We start from the raw sequence: 17424 nt of genomic DNA, 5'->3' as shown, positions 1-17424 counted from the left end.
GAATCGTTCTCCTTAAGTATAAAATATTATAAAGCGTTATATATTATAGCAGAAATATGAACAGAAAGATGCGACATTCTTTTGAATATTTATTCGTTCAAAAAAAAGCTACTCTTTTAAAAAGGATAGCTAAATATTGAATGTTTAATCTGCTCTGTTCGCTCAAGTGTTTATAAAAAACTCTTATTGCATACATCCTTTTTTGTTTTAACTTTTCTCTGTTTCATGTAAATGCTCCCATAACTAACTTAATAGACGTATAGGTTACAGTTTGGTTAGGATATTTTCGTATCTCCATTCAGCAATGCCACTTTGTTTTTTGGAATTAAGGTTAAGTAGAAAATGATATTTTACAAATCTTATACACTTAAGGATTTTGTAAGAATCAAGTAAGAAAAACGAGAACTTTGTTTCGTATAGTCAAAATATAAAGTGAAGGAAGAAAGAGAGGGTTGAAGTTGCCAAAGCGATTACGACAAAACCAGAACTGTTGGTTTTAGATGAACATATCAATGGTTTAGACGTTTTTACAACAAAACCTTAATTTATCATACCTGTTTTTTACCATCACATATTGGAGGTTAAAACATGAATAAAAAAAAGAAAATACAAAAATCAGTACTTTCCTTTACCCTGCTCTTTTCTTTAGGCATTTCATCTTTTCCGCTTACAACAGCTATTCACGCAGATACACGTGAGGAACCATCTGTAGAAAAAAAACGAGTCTCTTTAACGGAGCGTACATCATTATTTTTTGAATATCTCCAGCAAGGTAATTATGTAGAGGCACTTCAGTTGACGTCTGCTGCTTTTCAATCCAAGTTTACAGCAAACACATTACAAAACTGGTGGACACAGAGTGGCTGGCGCGGGATAAAAAGCATGGGGCCCCCCGTGATAAAAGAACGAAACTTAGTCCATCAGACGGTGGAAATGCCAGTAGTTATCGAAGGAACTACCATACCGCTACTCCTTAAATTTACACCTGGCGGGAAAGTAGATGAAATTGGAGAAAGGCCTCCCAAGGAATCATATACCATCCCGCATCCTAGCTATGATCAACCTTCTTTCTATCAAGAACGTGAAATCGTCATTGGAAATTCTACCTATCCGTTACCAGCCACATTAACAGTTCCGAAACATAAAGCTGGTGAGAAGGTACCCGTAGTTGTTCTTGTTCATGGTGCTGGCATCCACGATCGCGATAGTACATATATGGGAACAAAAATTTTACGAGACCTTGCGGTAGGCCTTTCGTCCAACGGAATTGCAGTGTTGCGCTATGAAAAACGCACCTTAGAACACGCATTAAAGATGAGTGCAGAACCTGTTACGTTAGACCGTGATACTACAGATGATGCCATATATGCAGCAAAATCAGCAGCGCAGCAGGAAGGCATTGATCCAAATAATATTTTCATTCTTGGACATAGTCTAGGAGCTGGCGCAATGCCACGTATACTAAGCAAAGCACCTTCCTCACTTGTTAGAGGCAGTATCCTACTCGCACCACCTGCACGGGCATTAACTGACATTGCCATTGATCAGAATCAATACCTCGGGGCGCCAAAGGAAGTAATGGATGAACTAAAAAGACAAGTCGCTTTTATCCAGGATCCTACTTTCAATCCTGACCACCCTCCAGCTGGCTACAATTTTGGGTCACCCCATTTTATGTATGATGTTTCTAGGTGGCGTCCAGTTGAAGAAGCAAAATCACGAAAAGAGCCTTTACTGATTCTGCAAGGAACACGCGATTATCAAGTAACAGTAAAAAATGAATATACAAAATGGCAGGAAGGGCTTTCAAACCGCAAGAATGTTCAGTTCAATGAATACCCAAAATTGAATCATTTCTTCACGGAGGGTGATGGGGCATTAAGCCTTCCTAGTGAATATGAAATCCCTGCTAATGTTCCTGAGTACGTTATCCAGGACATTATTAAATGGGTCAACGAGACAAAAAAATAAGAAACATTTAAATCCTTCATATAATCATTATTACGTGAAGGATTTTTGAAACTAGTGATTTTATCTAAATCATTCTCTTCTGTTTTATTAATAAAAAAAGTTCAGACAAAAAACAGGCTGTGGAGAAGTCTTTCTCCACATCCTGAAAATACCTATCTTTGCAAACCTCGTTTATATCGACTCGCTTCAAATATAATACGCTCTTCATCTAACGTTTTACATTCGCCATTCCAAACGACAAGTTTTCCGTTAATAATTACATCGCTTATATCTTTTCCACTAGCAGCATATACAAGGTGTGATAACACTTCATCCGCTGGTTGTAAATGAGGCTTATTAGACGGATCAATTGTAATGAAATCAGCGCACTTTCCAACCTCAAGTGATCCTGTTTGTTTCATGCCGATTACTTCAGCCGCTCCTTTAGTTGCAAGTGTAAGAGCTGTTTCAACCGGTAACGCTGTTGCATCTTGATGAATACCTTTTTGTAATAATGTTGCGATGCGCATTTCTTCAAACATATCTAAATTGTTGTTTGATGCCACACTATCTGTTGCAATACCTACTTTCACTCCTGTTTCTAGCATCGCTTTTACATTCGCTATACCAGAACCTAGTTTTAAATTACTATTCGGGTTATGTGCTACTCGAACATCATGTTCTGCTAAAAATGCACGCTCATTTTCATTTAATACTACACCGTGTGCAATAACTGTTGGGCGTTTAAATAACCCACAACTTGCTGCATATTCTACTGGACGTTTTCCGTACTGTGCTTCAATATCACGTACTTCACGCTCTGTTTCCGAAAGGTGAATATGAACCATCGTTTGATTTTCTACTGCAATACGTGCGCATTCTTCTAATAGTTCTGTGGAACATGTATATGGACTATGCGGTGCAACCATCGTAGTTAACATACCACTTTCATTATAGTAACGCTTCACATATTTTTCAGCTTCTTCAACGGCTTTCTTTTCATCATCTTTCGTTCCGAAGCTAAATAAAGTTCTTGAAACAGCAGCTCGCATTCCACTCTTTGATACCGTTTCCATAATTGCATCTTGATCTACTCCAATTGGATTAAACATATCAGAGAATGATGTTGTACCACTTTTCACCATTTCAAGTAATCCTAATTCCGTACTAGCGACCGCAAGCTCTGGAGTAAACTGACTTTCAAGTGGCCAAATTCTCGTCTCAAGCCATGGTTGTAATAACATATCATCACCAATACCTCTTAAGAGACTCATTACAACGTGTGTATGTGTATTTACAAGCCCTGGTAAAACCCACTTTCCTTTCATGTCAATTACTTCATCTACTTCAAAATCATTAGCGAATTCTCCGCTCTTCACATCTATAATTTGATCATTTTCTACAATGATATATCCATTTTCTATCACTTCATTTTGTTCATTCATCGTTACGATTGTAGCGTTTACATAAGTTGTTTTCAAAAGTATTTCCCCTTTCAACTCTATGAAGTTCCCTTTAATAAGTTACCACCATTATAGTAACTTATTAAAGATTAAGAGTCAAAAGATAATTTCAATTCTTTCGTTATCTTTTTCTTCAACATGCTATATTGTTTTTCATTTGTATCTGCAAATGCTTCTTCTCGATTTGATTCTATATCCATATAATTCAGTTTTTCATTAAATTGAGCCTCTGTAAAATCAAACCTCTGTCCATCTATAAAGTTATAAAAGTGCCACGCCTCTCTTACTTTTGTCTTTTTAATCTCTCCTCCGTATATGTCTTGAACGACTAGAGCTGTAACACCACACTGTCCCTTTGCTGGATTCTCAGTCGTCCACTTTGAACTTGTTTCAATCGACCACGATCTTATTAGTGCTTCATATATTCTTTTTTCCTTTACATCATCCACTCTAATCTTCCCCTACTATTAATAGTTTTACACATCATATTTCAAAAGAGGCAGTAAACGATTCTTAAAGACCGTTGATGGTGTCTCTCCGATTAACTGTGCGCCCATTTTCAAGTAATATCCTTTTGCATTCGGATCACTATCAATCGTAAAACTTTTTAAGCCTAGTTCATTTGCTTTTTCTATTACATACTTCCAAAGTATTTTCCCGTAGCCTTTCCCTTTATAACGAGGATGAATGTACAGGAAATCGAGAGCTTTATCATTACGTAAAAATGAGAAAAATCCAATCTTCGTATTATCGTTTTCAAAAACATATACAAAATTATTATTTATATACTCTTCTGTAATAGTTAAATCTTCCTTACAGGCAATTATGAATTCTTCACTATAATCCCACGTCGCTTTTGATTGTAGTGCGAGTTCACTTAATTCATTTGCTTCACTTAATAACGCTTCTCTTATCTTCATGATTCTTTCTCCTCACCTTCGATATGTAAACTATTAAAATGATTCGAAAAGTAATTAAAAAACCCTCTTATTTTCATAAATCTTTATTATAATCAGTACGGCCTGTAACAATGTATTTAAAGAAAAAAACGCCATCTTTGAAAGTTGGCGTTTTCTTCTTCTAAAATTTTTTTCAAACTCAATCTTTCGTTTTACTATTTCTAACGATACACACCTATACAGTTTCTACTACCGCTTCAAGCATTGTTCCACTTTTAGCATAATTCGTATGCCAAGAAAAAGCTTTTTCTAAAACATGAGGAGTTTGTCCACCTCTCGTTTTAGCTTCTTCGTAATAAGCTCTTAGCTGATCACGATACATTGGATGTGCGCAATTCTCTATAATTAATTCCACTCTTTCTCTTGGGGCAAGTCCTCTTAGATCAACATACCCTTGTTCAGTGACGATAACATCTACATCGTGTTCCGTATGGTCCACATGTGAAACAAAAGGAACGATACTTGAAATGTTACCACCTTTCGCAATCGATTTCGTAACAAAGATAGCTAGGCGAGCATTTCTCGCAAAATCACCAGAACCACCGATACCATTCATCATTTTTGTGCCTAAAACGTGAGTAGAGTTCACATTTCCGTATATATCTAATTCTAAAGCAGTATTAATCGAGATTAACCCGAGGCGACGAATGATTTCAGGATGATTAGAAATCTCTTGCGGGCGCATCATTAATTTGTCACGATATTTTTCAAAGTTAGAAAATACTTTTTGCATTTTCTCCTCAGAGAGTGTAATTGAGCAGCATGAAGCAAAATTGACTTTTCCAGCATCCATAAGATCAAAGACCGCATCCTGTAAAACTTCAGAATACACTTCTAAATCTTCAAACTCCGAATCTAACATTCCATGAAGAACTGCATTAGCCACTGAGCCAATTCCCGATTGTAGCGGCGCTAAACGATTTGTTAATCGGCCTACTTCGACTTCTTTTCGAAGGAACTCTATTAAATGCTGTGCCATAATAACAGTTTCTTCATCCGGAGGAACAATTGTCGATGGTGAGTCTAATTGGTTCGTAAACACAATCCCTTTCACCTTTTCAACATCGATTGGAATGCCAATCGTTCCAATTCGATCATCCGTTTTCACAATCGGAATTGGAAGTCTTTCTCCTTGCTTACCTGGTTCATATAAATCATGCAGTCCTTCTAACTGCGTGGATTGAGCCATATTCATTTCAATAATAATGGACTTAGCATTTAAAGAAAACGCTAAAGAATTTCCTATTGAAGTTGTCGGAATAATCATGCCATCTTCAGTAATCGCAACCGCTTCCAAAATAGCAAAATCTACATCCATAACGTCAGCGCGAAGTAACTCTGCTGTATGAGATAAGTGCTGGTCTACAAATAAAAAATCTCCGTTATTAATTCCTTTTCGCATAGTCGCATCAGCTTGGAAAGGCAATCTTTTTCCTAAAATTCCTGCTTCCGCAAATAATTTATCTACATCAGAACCTAAAGAGGCACCAGTATAAACATTTACTTTAAAAGATGTATCATTCTTAACTCGGTTTACAAGCGCAAATGGGACTGCTTTTACATCACCTGCACGTGTAAACCCACTTAAGCCTAAAGTCATTCCACTTTCAATCCATGAAGCTGCTTCTTCAGGTGTAACTACGCGATCTTTCAGACGTTCATCCCTAATTCTATCCAAATTATTCTCCATATGTAATCCCTCTCCCTATGAATATTCATAATTATTTTACACTTTAACAGTATCTAAATAGGGATTTTAGTGTACAATGGCAAAAATTCAGACAAAACAGCGAATCTAACCTCTAAAGCAGAATAATTTAGAATCCTAGAAGCTTACGAAAATAACTAGCATATGACTGACTCACTGGTACCCTTTCACCATTATCCATAGAAAGTAAAAAAGTTGAATGCGTATCAGGATAAATTGCTTTAATATGATTCACATTTACAATAAAGGAACGGTGGCATCTAATAAATGAATCTTTCGGAAGTAAATATTCGAATTCTTGTAACGAGTATTTATGTGTCCCTGTTAACTCTTCTGCATTTACATACGTCTTTTTATCTTTCGCCTCTAAATACATGACTTTTGAAAAAGGAACCGGAATCCAGCCGTCCGTTGTTTTTAAAGTAACGACTGATTTTCCGTCCGTTAAAGCTGGATAAATGGCTGTCACGCACCCTTCAAGCTTTCCATTGTTTGAGAATGGTACGGCCATACCATGATAAGGAATACCAAAAACATCACGATTAATAAACTCAGAGGTTTTTTGGTTCGTCACCATTGCTTTATGAGCAATCGTCCCTTCCTTTATAGGATCCCCGGCGCTAATCTTTAAATCAATTCGTTTACTTGGCCGATAGTATATATATTCTTTCGTATTCGATACAGCAATTGAAATTTCATCTGAAAATAATTCCCCAACAACATCTAATAGTAAACCTAATGTTTTATCTTCCATTCTATGAACACCTCATTCACTATTATACTACTATTATGAACGAGCATCAGTTGCTTTATAAAATGAAACCTTAATCAGTGTTTTTGTCCATCCCAACTAATTATCAATTAAACCAATCAATTTTTTATGCACAGTTGATGCTGGGATAGATTCTTCACTTTAATTCCAAATTGCGTTTAAATGTAGTGGAACTTTACTTCGTTCACCTGCTTCAATTACTATCGATTTTCTTACTTTCATAGACTTTAAATCCACTTGCTTCTTACATATCTTGCATTATAAAATATAAAAGTATTCTAAAAAACATTTCATTTAAGGGGGAATTGCCTATGCCGTTGGATTACATTTCAGGTAACGAATAATCCAACATTTAAAGGAGTGCCTGAAATTTGCTAAATTCATACATTAATTCATTTTTATATAAAAATATCGAGAAATTCAACGGAACAATTTTAATAGCCCATAAAGAAGAGACTCTTTATAAGCAATCATTTGGAAAAGCTAATTATAATTGGGATATACCTAATACCTCTACAACAAAGTTTCGTATCGGATCAATAACTAAAATTTTCACAGCAGTTTCAATCTTAATGCTTGTAGAAGAGAAAAAATTACAACTACATGATACCTTAGATACATTCATTCCTAATTTCCCAAAAGGAAATCAAATTATGATCAAGTATTTACTAAATCATACTGCTGGAGTTGGTAATATTACTGCTCAACATGATTTTTTATCACAATCTTGTCAACCTCGAACACCAGATGAACTAATACAATGGGTTATTGCATGTCCCTTTGAATCTAGACCTGGTAAAAAATTCAATTATTCGAATTCAGGTTATATTATATTAGGAAAAATTATTGAAGTTATAAGTGGAATGTCTTATGAGGAATTTCTTAAAAAGAAAATTTTCTATCCAATCTCCATAATGAACACAAGTATTGATTTGAATCACACTATTCAAAAGCATAAAGCAACTGGATATGAGTTACATCCAAAGCACGGCCTGCAGAAAGCATCATTTATTCATATGTCTAATTCATATTCAGCCGGTGGATTAGTTTCTACAGTCGAAGATTTATATAGATTTGATAAGGCGCTAAAAGAAAATCACTTCTTATCAAGTAGGATGACGTCTCGTATGCTTACTGCAGAATCTTACGGATATGGTTACGGTTGGAATATTGCTATAACTAAAAAAAATAATAAACTTATATTTCATCACGGAGGAATTAACGGCTTTACGTCCTCCTATTTACGATTAATTGACAAAGAGGCTACAATCATCATTTTAAGCAATGTATCTACACTATTAACATCGACTCTTGCTAATGAAATCGCTTCTTATATAGAAAATAATTTTTAAATCTAATATGATTTGAAAAACCGTTCAGCGTTTTGAACGGTTTTTCAAACAATTTAGTTCACCTTAGCCCCATAACACCTTGCTACTGCAACTGCCTGCGCTATATCTAATTTTACATTTTTCAAATCGAAACTTGTAAAATCAATTCTATCAACTATCGCTCCTTTTAAATTTGCACCGCTAAGTTTCGCCTTACCTAACTGTGCACCAGTTAAATCCGCTTCACGTAAATCTGCTTTTTCTAAATTACATTCATATAGGTCAGCTTCCACTAAACGTATACCCTTTAACATTTGTTTACTTAAGTTCGCGAACCTTAAATTCGTGTATGACCAATCACCCGATATGATAGTTATTCCATCTAAATTCGCTTCTTCAAAATCAGAGCCAGTCATTTTACATTCTTCAAACTTCGATACAAATAAATTCGCACCAACAAGCTTACAATTTGCAAATGTAGTTCCTTGATGGATAGAAGCGTTAAAAAGAGCACCGGTAAAATCACATTCTATGAAATTACAATTTTCAGTAGAAATTTCCGATGCATCTATCCCTCTAAAACGGCATTTTATGAACGTACAATTCTTCAATTCCTCTTCTTTAATCAAAATATCTTGAAAATCTATTTCTACATATTCTTTATTTACAAATTCACTCATAACTATTCCTCCATCTCCTTAAAGAAACCTCACTTCAAAAAGTGAGGTTTCTTCTCATACAATATGTCCATCTAACCAAGAAATCAAATCTTGAAATACTTCATCTCTATTTACTTCATGGAACATTTCATGTCTTCCATTTTCATATAAACGCAGTGTTACATCTTTCACACCGCATTTTTTATAATTTTCATATACTTCTTTTACACCTTTCCCCATATCTCCAACAGGATCACGATCTCCTGAAAAAATATGTATTGGAAGGTTTTGCGGTGTTTTCTTAAACTCGTCTAGTTTATTTACTTCTAACACACCAGAAAATAATTCTCGATAAAAACTAGTCGTACAAATGAATCCACATAACGGATCCGCAATATATTTATCAACTTGATCATTATCTGAAGATAGCCAATCAAAATTTGTACGATTAGGCTTAAAGTTCGAATTAAAGTTTCCGAATGATAAAAAGTTTAGCATCGGACTTTTCGTTTTTGCCCCGCGCAACTTCATCTCAATTGTCGCTATTTTATGACCAATAACTCCTAAAAACCCTGGATTCCCACCAGTTCCTGAAATAAGAAATCCATCATATAATTCACCTTTCAGTTGTACAGCACGTCTTGATAAAAAAGAGCCCATACTATGTCCAAGTAAAAATAACGGGCATGTCTGCTCTTTTCTTATCGTTTCAGATACAAAGATAACATCAGATACAGCCTTACTCCAACCTACATTTGGTTCAAAATGACCATAATCCTCTTCTCTTTTCACCGTTTTCCCATGTCCTTTATGATCATGCGCATAAACACCATACCCTGCTTCTAATAACGCATCAATAAAGTCTGTATAAACACCTGCATGTTCTGTCATACCATGTGCAATTTGAATAATCCCTTTCGGTTCACCTTCTGGTAACCACTTGCGTAAATAAATTTCTGATTCATCCATTGCCGTAACGAAACTTTCCTGTACGTTCATTTCGTCAGCCCCCAACTCTATTATGTATCTCAAAAATGAATATCTATTCATTATTCTTATTATGTATTATATGCAATTGCTTTCATTATGACAAATGCCTTCCTTTTCCGATTAGCTTCCAAACTATTTCTGTTGACGAAAACAACATAAAATTATATAGTTACTTACATAAAGTAATCATTATATTTTTAGGAGGTTTCTACTATGATGCCATCACTATTTTTAGCACATGGTTCACCAATGCTCGCTATTCAAGATACAGATTATACAAGTTTTTTAAAAATACTTGGAGAAACGTATAAACCGAAAGCAATTGTTATTTTCACTGCTCACTGGGAAAGTGAAGTATTAACGATTTCCTCATCAGATAATGAATATGAAACAATTTATGATTTTGGAGGTTTTCCTCCAGAGTTATACGAAATTAAATATCGTGCAAAAGGTTCTTCTAGCATTGCATCCATGTTAGAAACAAAGTTTAAAAACAAAGGTATTCCAGTCCATCATAATATGACGAGAGGTTTAGATCATGGCTCATGGACACTCTTGCATCGCATGTATCCAGAAGCAAATATTCCTGTCGTCCAAATATCAGTAAATCCATTCCTTTCTGCAAAAGAACAATTTAAGATTGGAGAAGCATTAAAAGGACTTGGACAGGAAGATATTTTAGTAATCGGTAGTGGTGTTACCGTTCATAACTTACGAGCACTGAAATGGAATCAAACTACGCCCGAACAATGGGCAATTGAATTTGATGATTGGATTATTAAACATATGCAGGCTGCTGATAAAGATGCATTATTTAATTGGGAGAAAAATGCCCCTCATGCACAATTAGCAGTACCAAGAGCAGAGCATTTTGTACCTTTATTTATCGCTATGGGAAGTGGTGAAAATAGCGGTGAAGTCATTCATCGCAGTTACGAGCTTGGTACATTAAGTTATCTTTGTCTTCAATTTTAAAGAAAAGGATGAAGCAATCGTTGCTTCATCCTTTTTCTTTTTCATTCACTTAGTTAACTAACTTCCAAATGTCGTTTCTCTGATACCTCTTCGTTCTTATTGTGAAAATAAACCCAAATGCACGCAATAAATAATAGTGATGATGTAGAGAAGAAAACATATTGGAAGCCTGCATGTGCTGCAATTTGTCCACCAAGTACTGGTCCAATCATATTTCCTAAAAACTGAAACGATTGATTATACCCAAATATTCTTCCCGTTACATGGGTTGGTGTATGTTGTTTTAGTAGAGTTTGTACGGAAGGTAATAATCCTGCTTGTGCGATTCCTAATAAAAATCGAAGAATTAATAGTTGCCAAGCTGAGGTTACAAATGCTTGCGGAATAAAAATAATTCCTGCAGCAAACAACGCTACAACTAACGTTTTTTGGGGACCGATATGATCTGATAATCGTCCGAGTCTTGGTGCTGCCAAAATAACGGCTAATCCTGTCGCTGACATAACAGCACCCGCTATTGTTTCAATATGTGCAGTTTGAGGACCTACTAAATTTTTCACGTATAATGTAACAATTGGCTGAACAGACATATTAGCAAGTTGAATAATAAATGTTGTTACAAACAAACTAACAATTAAATGCTTAGCTGGAACCATCGTCCATACTTTTTTCGTTTGTACTTTTTTTGCTTGAGCAGAGTGATTTTCTTCATGTAAGAAGAAAAAAACGATGAGAAAGGAAAGGAATAAAAAAGCTCCTGTAACAAGAAAAACATGGCGCATTCCAATTAACTCAGACAAATATCCTCCAAGTAATGGACCAAGTAAAGAACCGCTCACGCCACCAGTTGAAATTGTAGAAATTGCCCAACCTGAATGTTCTTTCGGAGTTTCTGCTGCAATAAATGTCATTGCGGTTGAAAGGAAACCGGATACTGCTCCCATTAAAAATCTTAGTGCGACTAATTGATATACATCCGTTACAAATCCCATAAGCGTCATAATAATCGCCATACCTAGGCTCGCACGAATAAGCATCAATTTCCGTCCATGTATATCACCAAGCTTTCCCCATATTGGTGATACGATCGCACCCATTAAAAATGTTACACCAAATGCAAGTCCCGACCACTGTGCAATACTAGAAGTGCCAGTCACACCTAATTCCTCAATATAAAAAGATAAAAAAGGAATTACTAAACTCATACCTGCTGCAGTGGTAAAACAACCTAGCCAACAAATCATTAAATTTCGTTTCCAGCTGGCCATTTTCACACCTTCTTTCTTTAGATACCCATTCTACACCCTTTCTTGTAAAAAGTTTAGTAATTTGCTTTATATGTAAGATTTATTACAAAACCCGCTATTTTCTAATAAAAATCACTACATCTCTACATTATTTTCATAATAAAACCAACTCCCGTATATGGAGTTGGTTACTTATTCCCTATCGGTATTAAACGAGCATCACAAGTTCTTTCATAAAACTCAATCGGACCTGCTTGTCCAATAATTGCATATTCATATCCTTCTTGCTTCATACTCTGTAAACAAAGATGTAACAATTGCCTCCCTACACCTTTCACACGATTTTGTTTCGCTATACCCATTGGACCAAACAATCCTTTCTTTCCTCTCACTACATCATAGCAAGCAAAACCTACTATCCCTTCTTCTTTTTCCGCTATATAAATAGGTACATTTTCTTTATATGTATGAAATCCATATTCTATTGAGCGTAACCAACGTTCACCAAATTCTGCTTCAACAAAACTTGCTAATTGTTTAAAATCAGAAAGGTTAGCCTTTCTAACAGTACAAGTTAAATCATTATAAGTAGGAACAAAACATGTTAGATCAACCGCTAAATCTCTTGGTTCAGCTATAATATGTAATATACCTTTTTGTATTTGTGCATTTTCAATAAACGTCTTCGCGCGAAATAGTGCATACATAACATGCCCTTCATTCATTATTACTTGCTGAAAACGTTCCATATGTTTCTTCGCTATTTGTAAAATTTCTAACACCTTATAAGATAACTTATATTGTCCTATTTCTTTATACCTTTGATCCGTTAAATCGTACTCTTTTTGTATTGAAAGCTTTTCTAAAAAGTCCGCACCAATGTTACGAAACAAATACATATACAACTCGCTGCAAACGCCAGTACCTTCTTTACACATCCCTATAAACAAATGAGCTGGTTGAATAATATTATTTTCTGCCTCTTCTGCTGCAATCTGCAATATGTTATGAACACGTTTTGTAAATTGAAATCCCTCCATATGTATCTCCATCCCCTACTACTTTACTATTAAACCATAACCATAAATAAGTGAAACAATGATTCCAACTATCAATATACCTGGCAGTAAATTTGCCACTTTAATTTTAATAATACTAAGTAAGTTCAATCCGATAGCGGCTATCATAATACCACCTGTAGCTGTCATTTCTACTATAAATTGATTCATTAATTCTTTCGGGACAAAACTATTAATTTGTGTTGCAAAAACCGCAATACCTCCTTCATATAAAATAACTGGAATCGCCGAAAATACTACACCAATTCCTAGAGTTGTCGTTAATATAATAGAAATAAATCCATCGATAATCGCCTTTGTAAATAAAACATCATGATTTCCGCGAATCCCGCTGTCGAGTGCACCAAGTATGCCCATCGCACCAATTGCAAAAATTAAAGTAGCTGTTACAAAACCTTCTGATATGCTTCCTTTCCCCTTCGATCCAACTTTATTTTCTAGCCAATCCCCTAACAATTTTAACTTTTCCTCTAATTGTAACCATTCCCCGATGACGGTACCAATTACTAAACTTAGTATGACAACAAGAAAATTTTCACTTTTCAATGCCATTTGAAGTCCAAGTACAGTAACCGCTAAACCGATTGCATGCATAATTGTTCCCTTCATACTTTCTGGAATTCTACTAAATAATTTACCTAGTAAAGTACCAAATATAATGCAAATCCCATTTACAACTGCTCCTAATATAACCATTTCTCATTCTTCACCCTTCAAATTCTTCATTTCTATATTTTGGTTTATTCATTGATTTACAGGTTATCTATATGTTAACTTAATATTGAGAATATTAACAAATGTTTTCCACTGCATAAACCGCATTTTTTATATCTGTACATAAACCAATTACTTTTTGTAGACTCATTGCTAATTTAATTGCGGGATAAACTCAAAAGGGAAGGTATTTATGAAAACTTTACTAAAACGATTTTTATTAATAGCCTTTTGCATTACGCCAATTGTTGTATTAATTAACCACTCTTTTACTTCAAAAGCGAAAGACAAACCCGATTTCCAAAACAAATCTAGCAAAACTGCTTCAACGAGCGAGAAGAAAATAGAAGACCCGGAAATTACCCTCACCTTTTCTGGTGATACAATGTTCGATTGGCAATTACGTCCGGTAATCGAAAAAAACGGGTCTGATTATCCATTCCAGCATGTAAAAGAAGAAATAACAAAAGCTGATATTTCTTTCGTTAATTTAGAGTCTGCATTTACAACGAGAGAAAAGAAAGCTCCTGGACAACTGTTTTGGATTAAAAGTGATCCATCCACGCTTCAAGCTATAAAAAACACCGGTTATGACATCGTAAATATCGGGAATAATCATACACTTGATTACGGGCAAGAGGGATTACTAGATACAATCTCTCACGTAGAAAAATTAAAGTTCCCTTACATTGGAGCCGGAAAAAATGCAAAAGATGCATATACTGCACGAGAAATGATTGTAAAAGGAAAAAAATTCAAATTCCTTTCATTCGTCCGATTTATGCCTGATTTTACTTGGGTAGCTGATGACAATAAACCTGGCGTTGCGAACGGGTATGATTTAAATCTTGTAACAAAAACAATTAAAGAGCAAAAGAAAGATGCTGACTATTTAATTGTCTATATGCATTGGGGTGTCGAAAAATCAAATCGTCCAGTAGATTATCAAAAACAATATGTAAATAAAATGGTTACAGCAGGAGCAGACGCGATTGTCGGCAGTCATCCACATTGGTTACAAGGGTTTGAATATTATAATAACGTTCCTGTCGCTTACTCATTAGGAAACTTTTTATTCCCAAGTTATGTGAACGGAAAAAGTGCCGAAACTGGCGTATTAACTTTAACTTTTAAAGGAAAGGATGTCCAAATGTCATTCAATCCTTATATCATTCGTAACAATCAAGTTTCCCCTGTAAATGAGGAAGAAAAGAGAAAATCTCTACAATACTTACAAACAATTTCAACTGATGTAGAAATTGATGATACAGGGAAAATAATAAATAAACGGAACTAAACAACGCAAGATCTATTTCTCTGTAACATACTTTACAGGATAGGTGATAAACATGCTGAAAGACTTATTAGATAATGTAAGTTTGTTAGAAAATATTTATAAAATATCTATAGCCGTTCTACTTTTATGTTCACTTTTCTCTGTTAGACTTCTAAAAAAACTAAAACGGGAACGAGCACTTACTAGCTTTGAATTTACTATGTATGTAATCATTCGTATTGCGATATTTTTTTGGTTAGCTAGCTTTATCCTTCTTGAATATGGAAATTATTTAGTTTAATTGTAAAAAAGATAGAACAAGCAGCGTTTCTCTTGCTTGTATCTATCTTTTTTGTTTCAATTACAACTGTATGTTAACCCTTTCCTTCTATTAAATAAGCAAATCAAACAAAACAGGATTTTTATTAAGCTCCATAAATTGAATATTATTTTCTTTAAAACGAGTAATTAATTGCTCATAATCTTCTTTATGTTTTAACTCTACTCCGACTAATGCTGGACCATTTTCTTTATTATGTTTCTTAATATACTCAAAGCGCGTAATATCATCTTCTGGTCCTAATCCTTTATCAAGAAATTCTCTTAGCGCACCTGAACGCTGCGGGAATTCAATGATAAAATAATGCTTTAACCCTTCGTAAATGAGAGAACGTTCTTTCATTTCTTGCATTCTATCAATATCATTATTCCCACCACTTAGCGTACATACAACTGTTTTACCTTTTATTTCATCTCTATATAAATCAAGCGCTGCAATAGATAGCGCACCAGCCGGTTCAGCTACAATTGCATTTTTCTTATACAGTTCTAAAATCGTCGTACAAACCTTTCCTTCTGGTACTAAAACGATGTCATCAATTACATCTTTACACGTTTCAAATGTTAACTTTCCTACCTTTTTAACTGCTGCTCCATCAACAAAACTATCTATTTTCTCCAATGCCACATTATCGTTTTGAAGAAAAGCCTCTTTCATAGATGCAGCTCCCATTGGCTCTACCCCAATAACCTTTGTAGCAGGACTAACACCTTTCACATATGTACCAACACCTGATGCTAATCCACCACCGCCGATTGCTGTAAAAATAAAGTCAACCGATTTCTCCATATCATGCATAATTTCAACTGCCACTGTTCCTTGACCAGCAATAACATACGGATCATCAAACGGATGAACGAACGTCATTCTATTTTCCTCACAATAGCGCTGTGCTTCTTGGAACGAGCCATCAAATGTATCACCAACTAATACAATTTCCGCAAAATCGCCACCGAAAAATTGTACTTGTGACACTTTTTGTTTAGGTGTCGTCGTCGGCATGAAAATTTTTGACGGAATCTTCAATAAATTACACGTATAAGCTACTCCTTGCGCATGATTACCAGCACTTGCACAAACAACACCGTTTTGTAACTTTTCTTTCGGTAAGCTTTGAATTAAATTATACGCACCACGAATTTTGAAAGAGCGAATCAATTGTAAGTCTTCTCTTTTTACATAAACGTCACAATCATATTTCTCAGATAAAACTGTATCACGTTGTAACGGTGTTTTAATAACGATATCTTTCATGCAATTATGAGCCATTAAGATATCTTCAATTTTCACTCTCTCCTTTACCTTTTGCACCATTTCATATCATCCTTATCTCTTTTTAATTAGCTCAATCAAAATTCGGGACTTTTAAGACTGCACCTGTATTCGCCGATGTTACCATTTGTGCATAACGCCCAAGCCAGCCCGTTTTCACTTTCGGTTCTGGTCGTCTCCATTCTTTTTTACGCTTATCTAATTCTTTGTCACTCACTCTTACTTCTAACAACCTTTCCTCAACATCGATACAAACGATATCCCCTTGTTCAAGAAGTGCAATCGTCCCGCCCGCAGCTGCTTCTGGTGAAATATGCCCTACTGAAATACCACGTGAAGCACCAGAGAAACGACCATCCGTTAATAGCGCAACATCTGCACCTAATCCCATGCCAGCAATTGCTGACGTTGGTGCTAACATTTCCGGCATACCAGGACCGCCTCTTGGTCCTTCATAACGAATAACAACTACATCTCCTTTCTTCACTTTCCCAAGCATAATACCCGCAAGCGCCTCATCTTGTGAATTAAAAATAACGCAAGGTCCTTCAAATCGTTTTACTTCGGTCGCTCCGCTTTTGATAACTGCCCCATCTTTCGCAAGGTTTCCTTTTAATATACGTAATCCCCCTTCTTCACTATGAGGGTTTTCAAGAGAATGAATAACTTCCTTATCTTTAATCTCTGCA

The 17424-nt window shown here is 35.3% G+C and carries 17 protein-coding genes; 5 read left to right on the top strand and 12 right to left on the bottom strand.

The window, feature by feature from the left end; all coding sequences use genetic code 11:
• The first annotated feature begins 588 nt into the window (after positions 1-588).
• Positions 589-1971, top strand: a complete 1383-nt coding sequence (locus MR079_RS05370; RefSeq protein ID WP_049112760.1) for an alpha/beta hydrolase family protein — start codon at positions 589-591, stop codon at positions 1969-1971.
• Between the two features lie 152 nt (positions 1972-2123).
• Here MR079_RS05370 and MR079_RS05365 read toward each other — a convergent pair whose 3' ends face one another.
• The 5 genes from MR079_RS05365 to MR079_RS05345 form a co-directional block, all read right to left on the bottom strand.
• Positions 2124-3449, bottom strand: a complete 1326-nt coding sequence (locus tag MR079_RS05365; RefSeq protein ID WP_139867755.1) for a bifunctional S-methyl-5'-thioadenosine deaminase/S-adenosylhomocysteine deaminase — start codon at positions 3447-3449, stop codon at positions 2124-2126.
• A gap of 53 nt (positions 3450-3502) precedes the next feature.
• Positions 3503-3862, bottom strand: coding sequence for a YunG family protein (locus tag MR079_RS05360; RefSeq protein ID WP_000342917.1), 360 nt, complete (start codon positions 3860-3862; stop codon positions 3503-3505).
• 27 nt (positions 3863-3889) lie between these two features.
• Positions 3890-4333, bottom strand: coding sequence for a GNAT family N-acetyltransferase (locus MR079_RS05355; RefSeq protein ID WP_049112757.1), 444 nt, complete (start codon positions 4331-4333; stop codon positions 3890-3892).
• Between the two features lie 214 nt (positions 4334-4547).
• Complete coding sequence (locus MR079_RS05350) at positions 4548-6062, bottom strand: acetyl-CoA hydrolase/transferase family protein (protein ID WP_016717171.1); 1515 nt, start codon at positions 6060-6062, stop codon at positions 4548-4550.
• Between the two features lie 127 nt (positions 6063-6189).
• Positions 6190-6834 (bottom strand): LytTR family DNA-binding domain-containing protein, encoded by a 645-nt coding sequence (locus MR079_RS05345; protein WP_098820213.1) that lies wholly within the window; start codon positions 6832-6834, stop codon positions 6190-6192.
• A gap of 389 nt (positions 6835-7223) precedes the next feature.
• On the opposite strand from MR079_RS05345, the gene MR079_RS05340 reads away from it, so the two are divergent.
• Positions 7224-8204, top strand: a complete 981-nt coding sequence (locus MR079_RS05340) for a serine hydrolase domain-containing protein (protein ID WP_242293678.1) — start codon at positions 7224-7226, stop codon at positions 8202-8204.
• Positions 8205-8257: 53 nt separating this feature from the next.
• On the opposite strand, the gene MR079_RS05335 is transcribed toward MR079_RS05340, so the two are convergent.
• Positions 8258-8863 carry a pentapeptide repeat-containing protein gene (locus tag MR079_RS05335; protein WP_014893850.1) on the bottom strand — a complete coding sequence of 202 codons (606 nt, stop codon included), beginning with the start codon at positions 8861-8863 and terminating at the stop codon, positions 8258-8260.
• A gap of 54 nt (positions 8864-8917) precedes the next feature.
• Positions 8918-9841: an alpha/beta fold hydrolase gene (locus MR079_RS05330; protein WP_049112752.1), complete on the bottom strand. Its 924-nt coding sequence runs from the start codon at positions 9839-9841 to the stop codon at positions 8918-8920.
• Positions 9842-10045: 204 nt separating this feature from the next.
• On the opposite strand from MR079_RS05330, the gene MR079_RS05325 reads away from it, so the two are divergent.
• Complete coding sequence (locus MR079_RS05325) at positions 10046-10807, top strand: DODA-type extradiol aromatic ring-opening family dioxygenase (RefSeq protein ID WP_000982923.1); 762 nt, start codon at positions 10046-10048, stop codon at positions 10805-10807.
• 53 nt (positions 10808-10860) lie between these two features.
• On the opposite strand, the gene MR079_RS05320 is transcribed toward MR079_RS05325, so the two are convergent.
• The 3 genes from MR079_RS05320 to MR079_RS05310 all read right to left on the bottom strand — a co-directional run bounded on the left by MR079_RS05320 (position 10861) and on the right by MR079_RS05310 (position 13829).
• Positions 10861-12075 carry a multidrug efflux MFS transporter gene (locus tag MR079_RS05320; protein ID WP_049122481.1) on the bottom strand — a complete coding sequence of 405 codons (1215 nt, stop codon included), beginning with the start codon at positions 12073-12075 and terminating at the stop codon, positions 10861-10863.
• Between the two features lie 167 nt (positions 12076-12242).
• Positions 12243-13094: a GNAT family N-acetyltransferase gene (locus MR079_RS05315; RefSeq protein ID WP_049112637.1), complete on the bottom strand. Its 852-nt coding sequence runs from the start codon at positions 13092-13094 to the stop codon at positions 12243-12245.
• Between the two features lie 18 nt (positions 13095-13112).
• Complete coding sequence (locus MR079_RS05310; RefSeq protein WP_049112638.1) at positions 13113-13829, bottom strand: DUF554 domain-containing protein; 717 nt, start codon at positions 13827-13829, stop codon at positions 13113-13115.
• 211 nt (positions 13830-14040) lie between these two features.
• On the opposite strand from MR079_RS05310, the gene MR079_RS05305 reads away from it, so the two are divergent.
• Together MR079_RS05305 and MR079_RS05300 are read left to right on the top strand one after the other, a co-directional pair.
• Positions 14041-15144: a CapA family protein gene (locus MR079_RS05305; RefSeq protein ID WP_049112639.1), complete on the top strand. Its 1104-nt coding sequence runs from the start codon at positions 14041-14043 to the stop codon at positions 15142-15144.
• Between the two features lie 52 nt (positions 15145-15196).
• Entirely contained in the window at positions 15197-15424 is a 228-nt protein-coding gene (locus tag MR079_RS05300; protein ID WP_049112640.1) for a hypothetical protein, read from the top strand.
• Between the two features lie 90 nt (positions 15425-15514).
• On the opposite strand, the gene ilvA is transcribed toward MR079_RS05300, so the two are convergent.
• Both ilvA and MR079_RS05290 read right to left on the bottom strand, forming a co-directional pair.
• Entirely contained in the window at positions 15515-16777 is a 1263-nt protein-coding gene (gene ilvA, locus MR079_RS05295) for a threonine ammonia-lyase IlvA (protein ID WP_049112642.1), read from the bottom strand.
• A 31-nt stretch (positions 16778-16808) separates the two neighbouring features.
• Positions 16809-17424: IlvD/Edd family dehydratase (locus MR079_RS05290; protein WP_242293677.1), on the bottom strand; the 616-nt coding region annotated here is incomplete at its 5' end.

The organism is Bacillus cereus group sp. BfR-BA-01381 (assembly GCF_022663555.1).
Taxonomy (GTDB): domain Bacteria; phylum Bacillota; class Bacilli; order Bacillales; family Bacillaceae_G; genus Bacillus_A; species Bacillus_A pacificus.
This window is presented reverse-complemented; position numbering and strand designations above follow the sequence as displayed.

What these genes read in the sequence shown, in the direction of transcription:
- MR079_RS05370 (WP_049112760.1), top strand. Translation starts at nt 589, where the DNA reads ATGAATAAAAAAAAGAAAATACAAAAATCAGTACTTTCCTTTACCCTG.
- MR079_RS05355 (WP_049112757.1), bottom strand. Translation starts at nt 4,333, where the DNA reads ATGAAGATAAGAGAAGCGTTATTAAGTGAAGCAAATGAATTAAGTGAA.
- MR079_RS05350 (WP_016717171.1), bottom strand. Translation starts at nt 6,062, where the DNA reads ATGGAGAATAATTTGGATAGAATTAGGGATGAACGTCTGAAAGATCGC.
- MR079_RS05345 (WP_098820213.1), bottom strand. Translation starts at nt 6,834, where the DNA reads ATGGAAGATAAAACATTAGGTTTACTATTAGATGTTGTTGGGGAATTA.
- MR079_RS05335 (WP_014893850.1), bottom strand. Translation starts at nt 8,863, where the DNA reads ATGAGTGAATTTGTAAATAAAGAATATGTAGAAATAGATTTTCAAGAT.
- MR079_RS05330 (WP_049112752.1), bottom strand. Translation starts at nt 9,841, where the DNA reads ATGAACGTACAGGAAAGTTTCGTTACGGCAATGGATGAATCAGAAATT.
- MR079_RS05325 (WP_000982923.1), top strand. Translation starts at nt 10,046, where the DNA reads ATGATGCCATCACTATTTTTAGCACATGGTTCACCAATGCTCGCTATT.
- MR079_RS05320 (WP_049122481.1), bottom strand. Translation starts at nt 12,075, where the DNA reads ATGGCCAGCTGGAAACGAAATTTAATGATTTGTTGGCTAGGTTGTTTT.
- MR079_RS05315 (WP_049112637.1), bottom strand. Translation starts at nt 13,094, where the DNA reads ATGGAGGGATTTCAATTTACAAAACGTGTTCATAACATATTGCAGATT.
- MR079_RS05310 (WP_049112638.1), bottom strand. Translation starts at nt 13,829, where the DNA reads ATGGTTATATTAGGAGCAGTTGTAAATGGGATTTGCATTATATTTGGT.
- MR079_RS05305 (WP_049112639.1), top strand. Translation starts at nt 14,041, where the DNA reads ATGAAAACTTTACTAAAACGATTTTTATTAATAGCCTTTTGCATTACG.
- MR079_RS05300 (WP_049112640.1), top strand. Translation starts at nt 15,197, where the DNA reads ATGCTGAAAGACTTATTAGATAATGTAAGTTTGTTAGAAAATATTTAT.
- ilvA (WP_049112642.1), bottom strand. Translation starts at nt 16,777, where the DNA reads ATGGTGCAAAAGGTAAAGGAGAGAGTGAAAATTGAAGATATCTTAATG.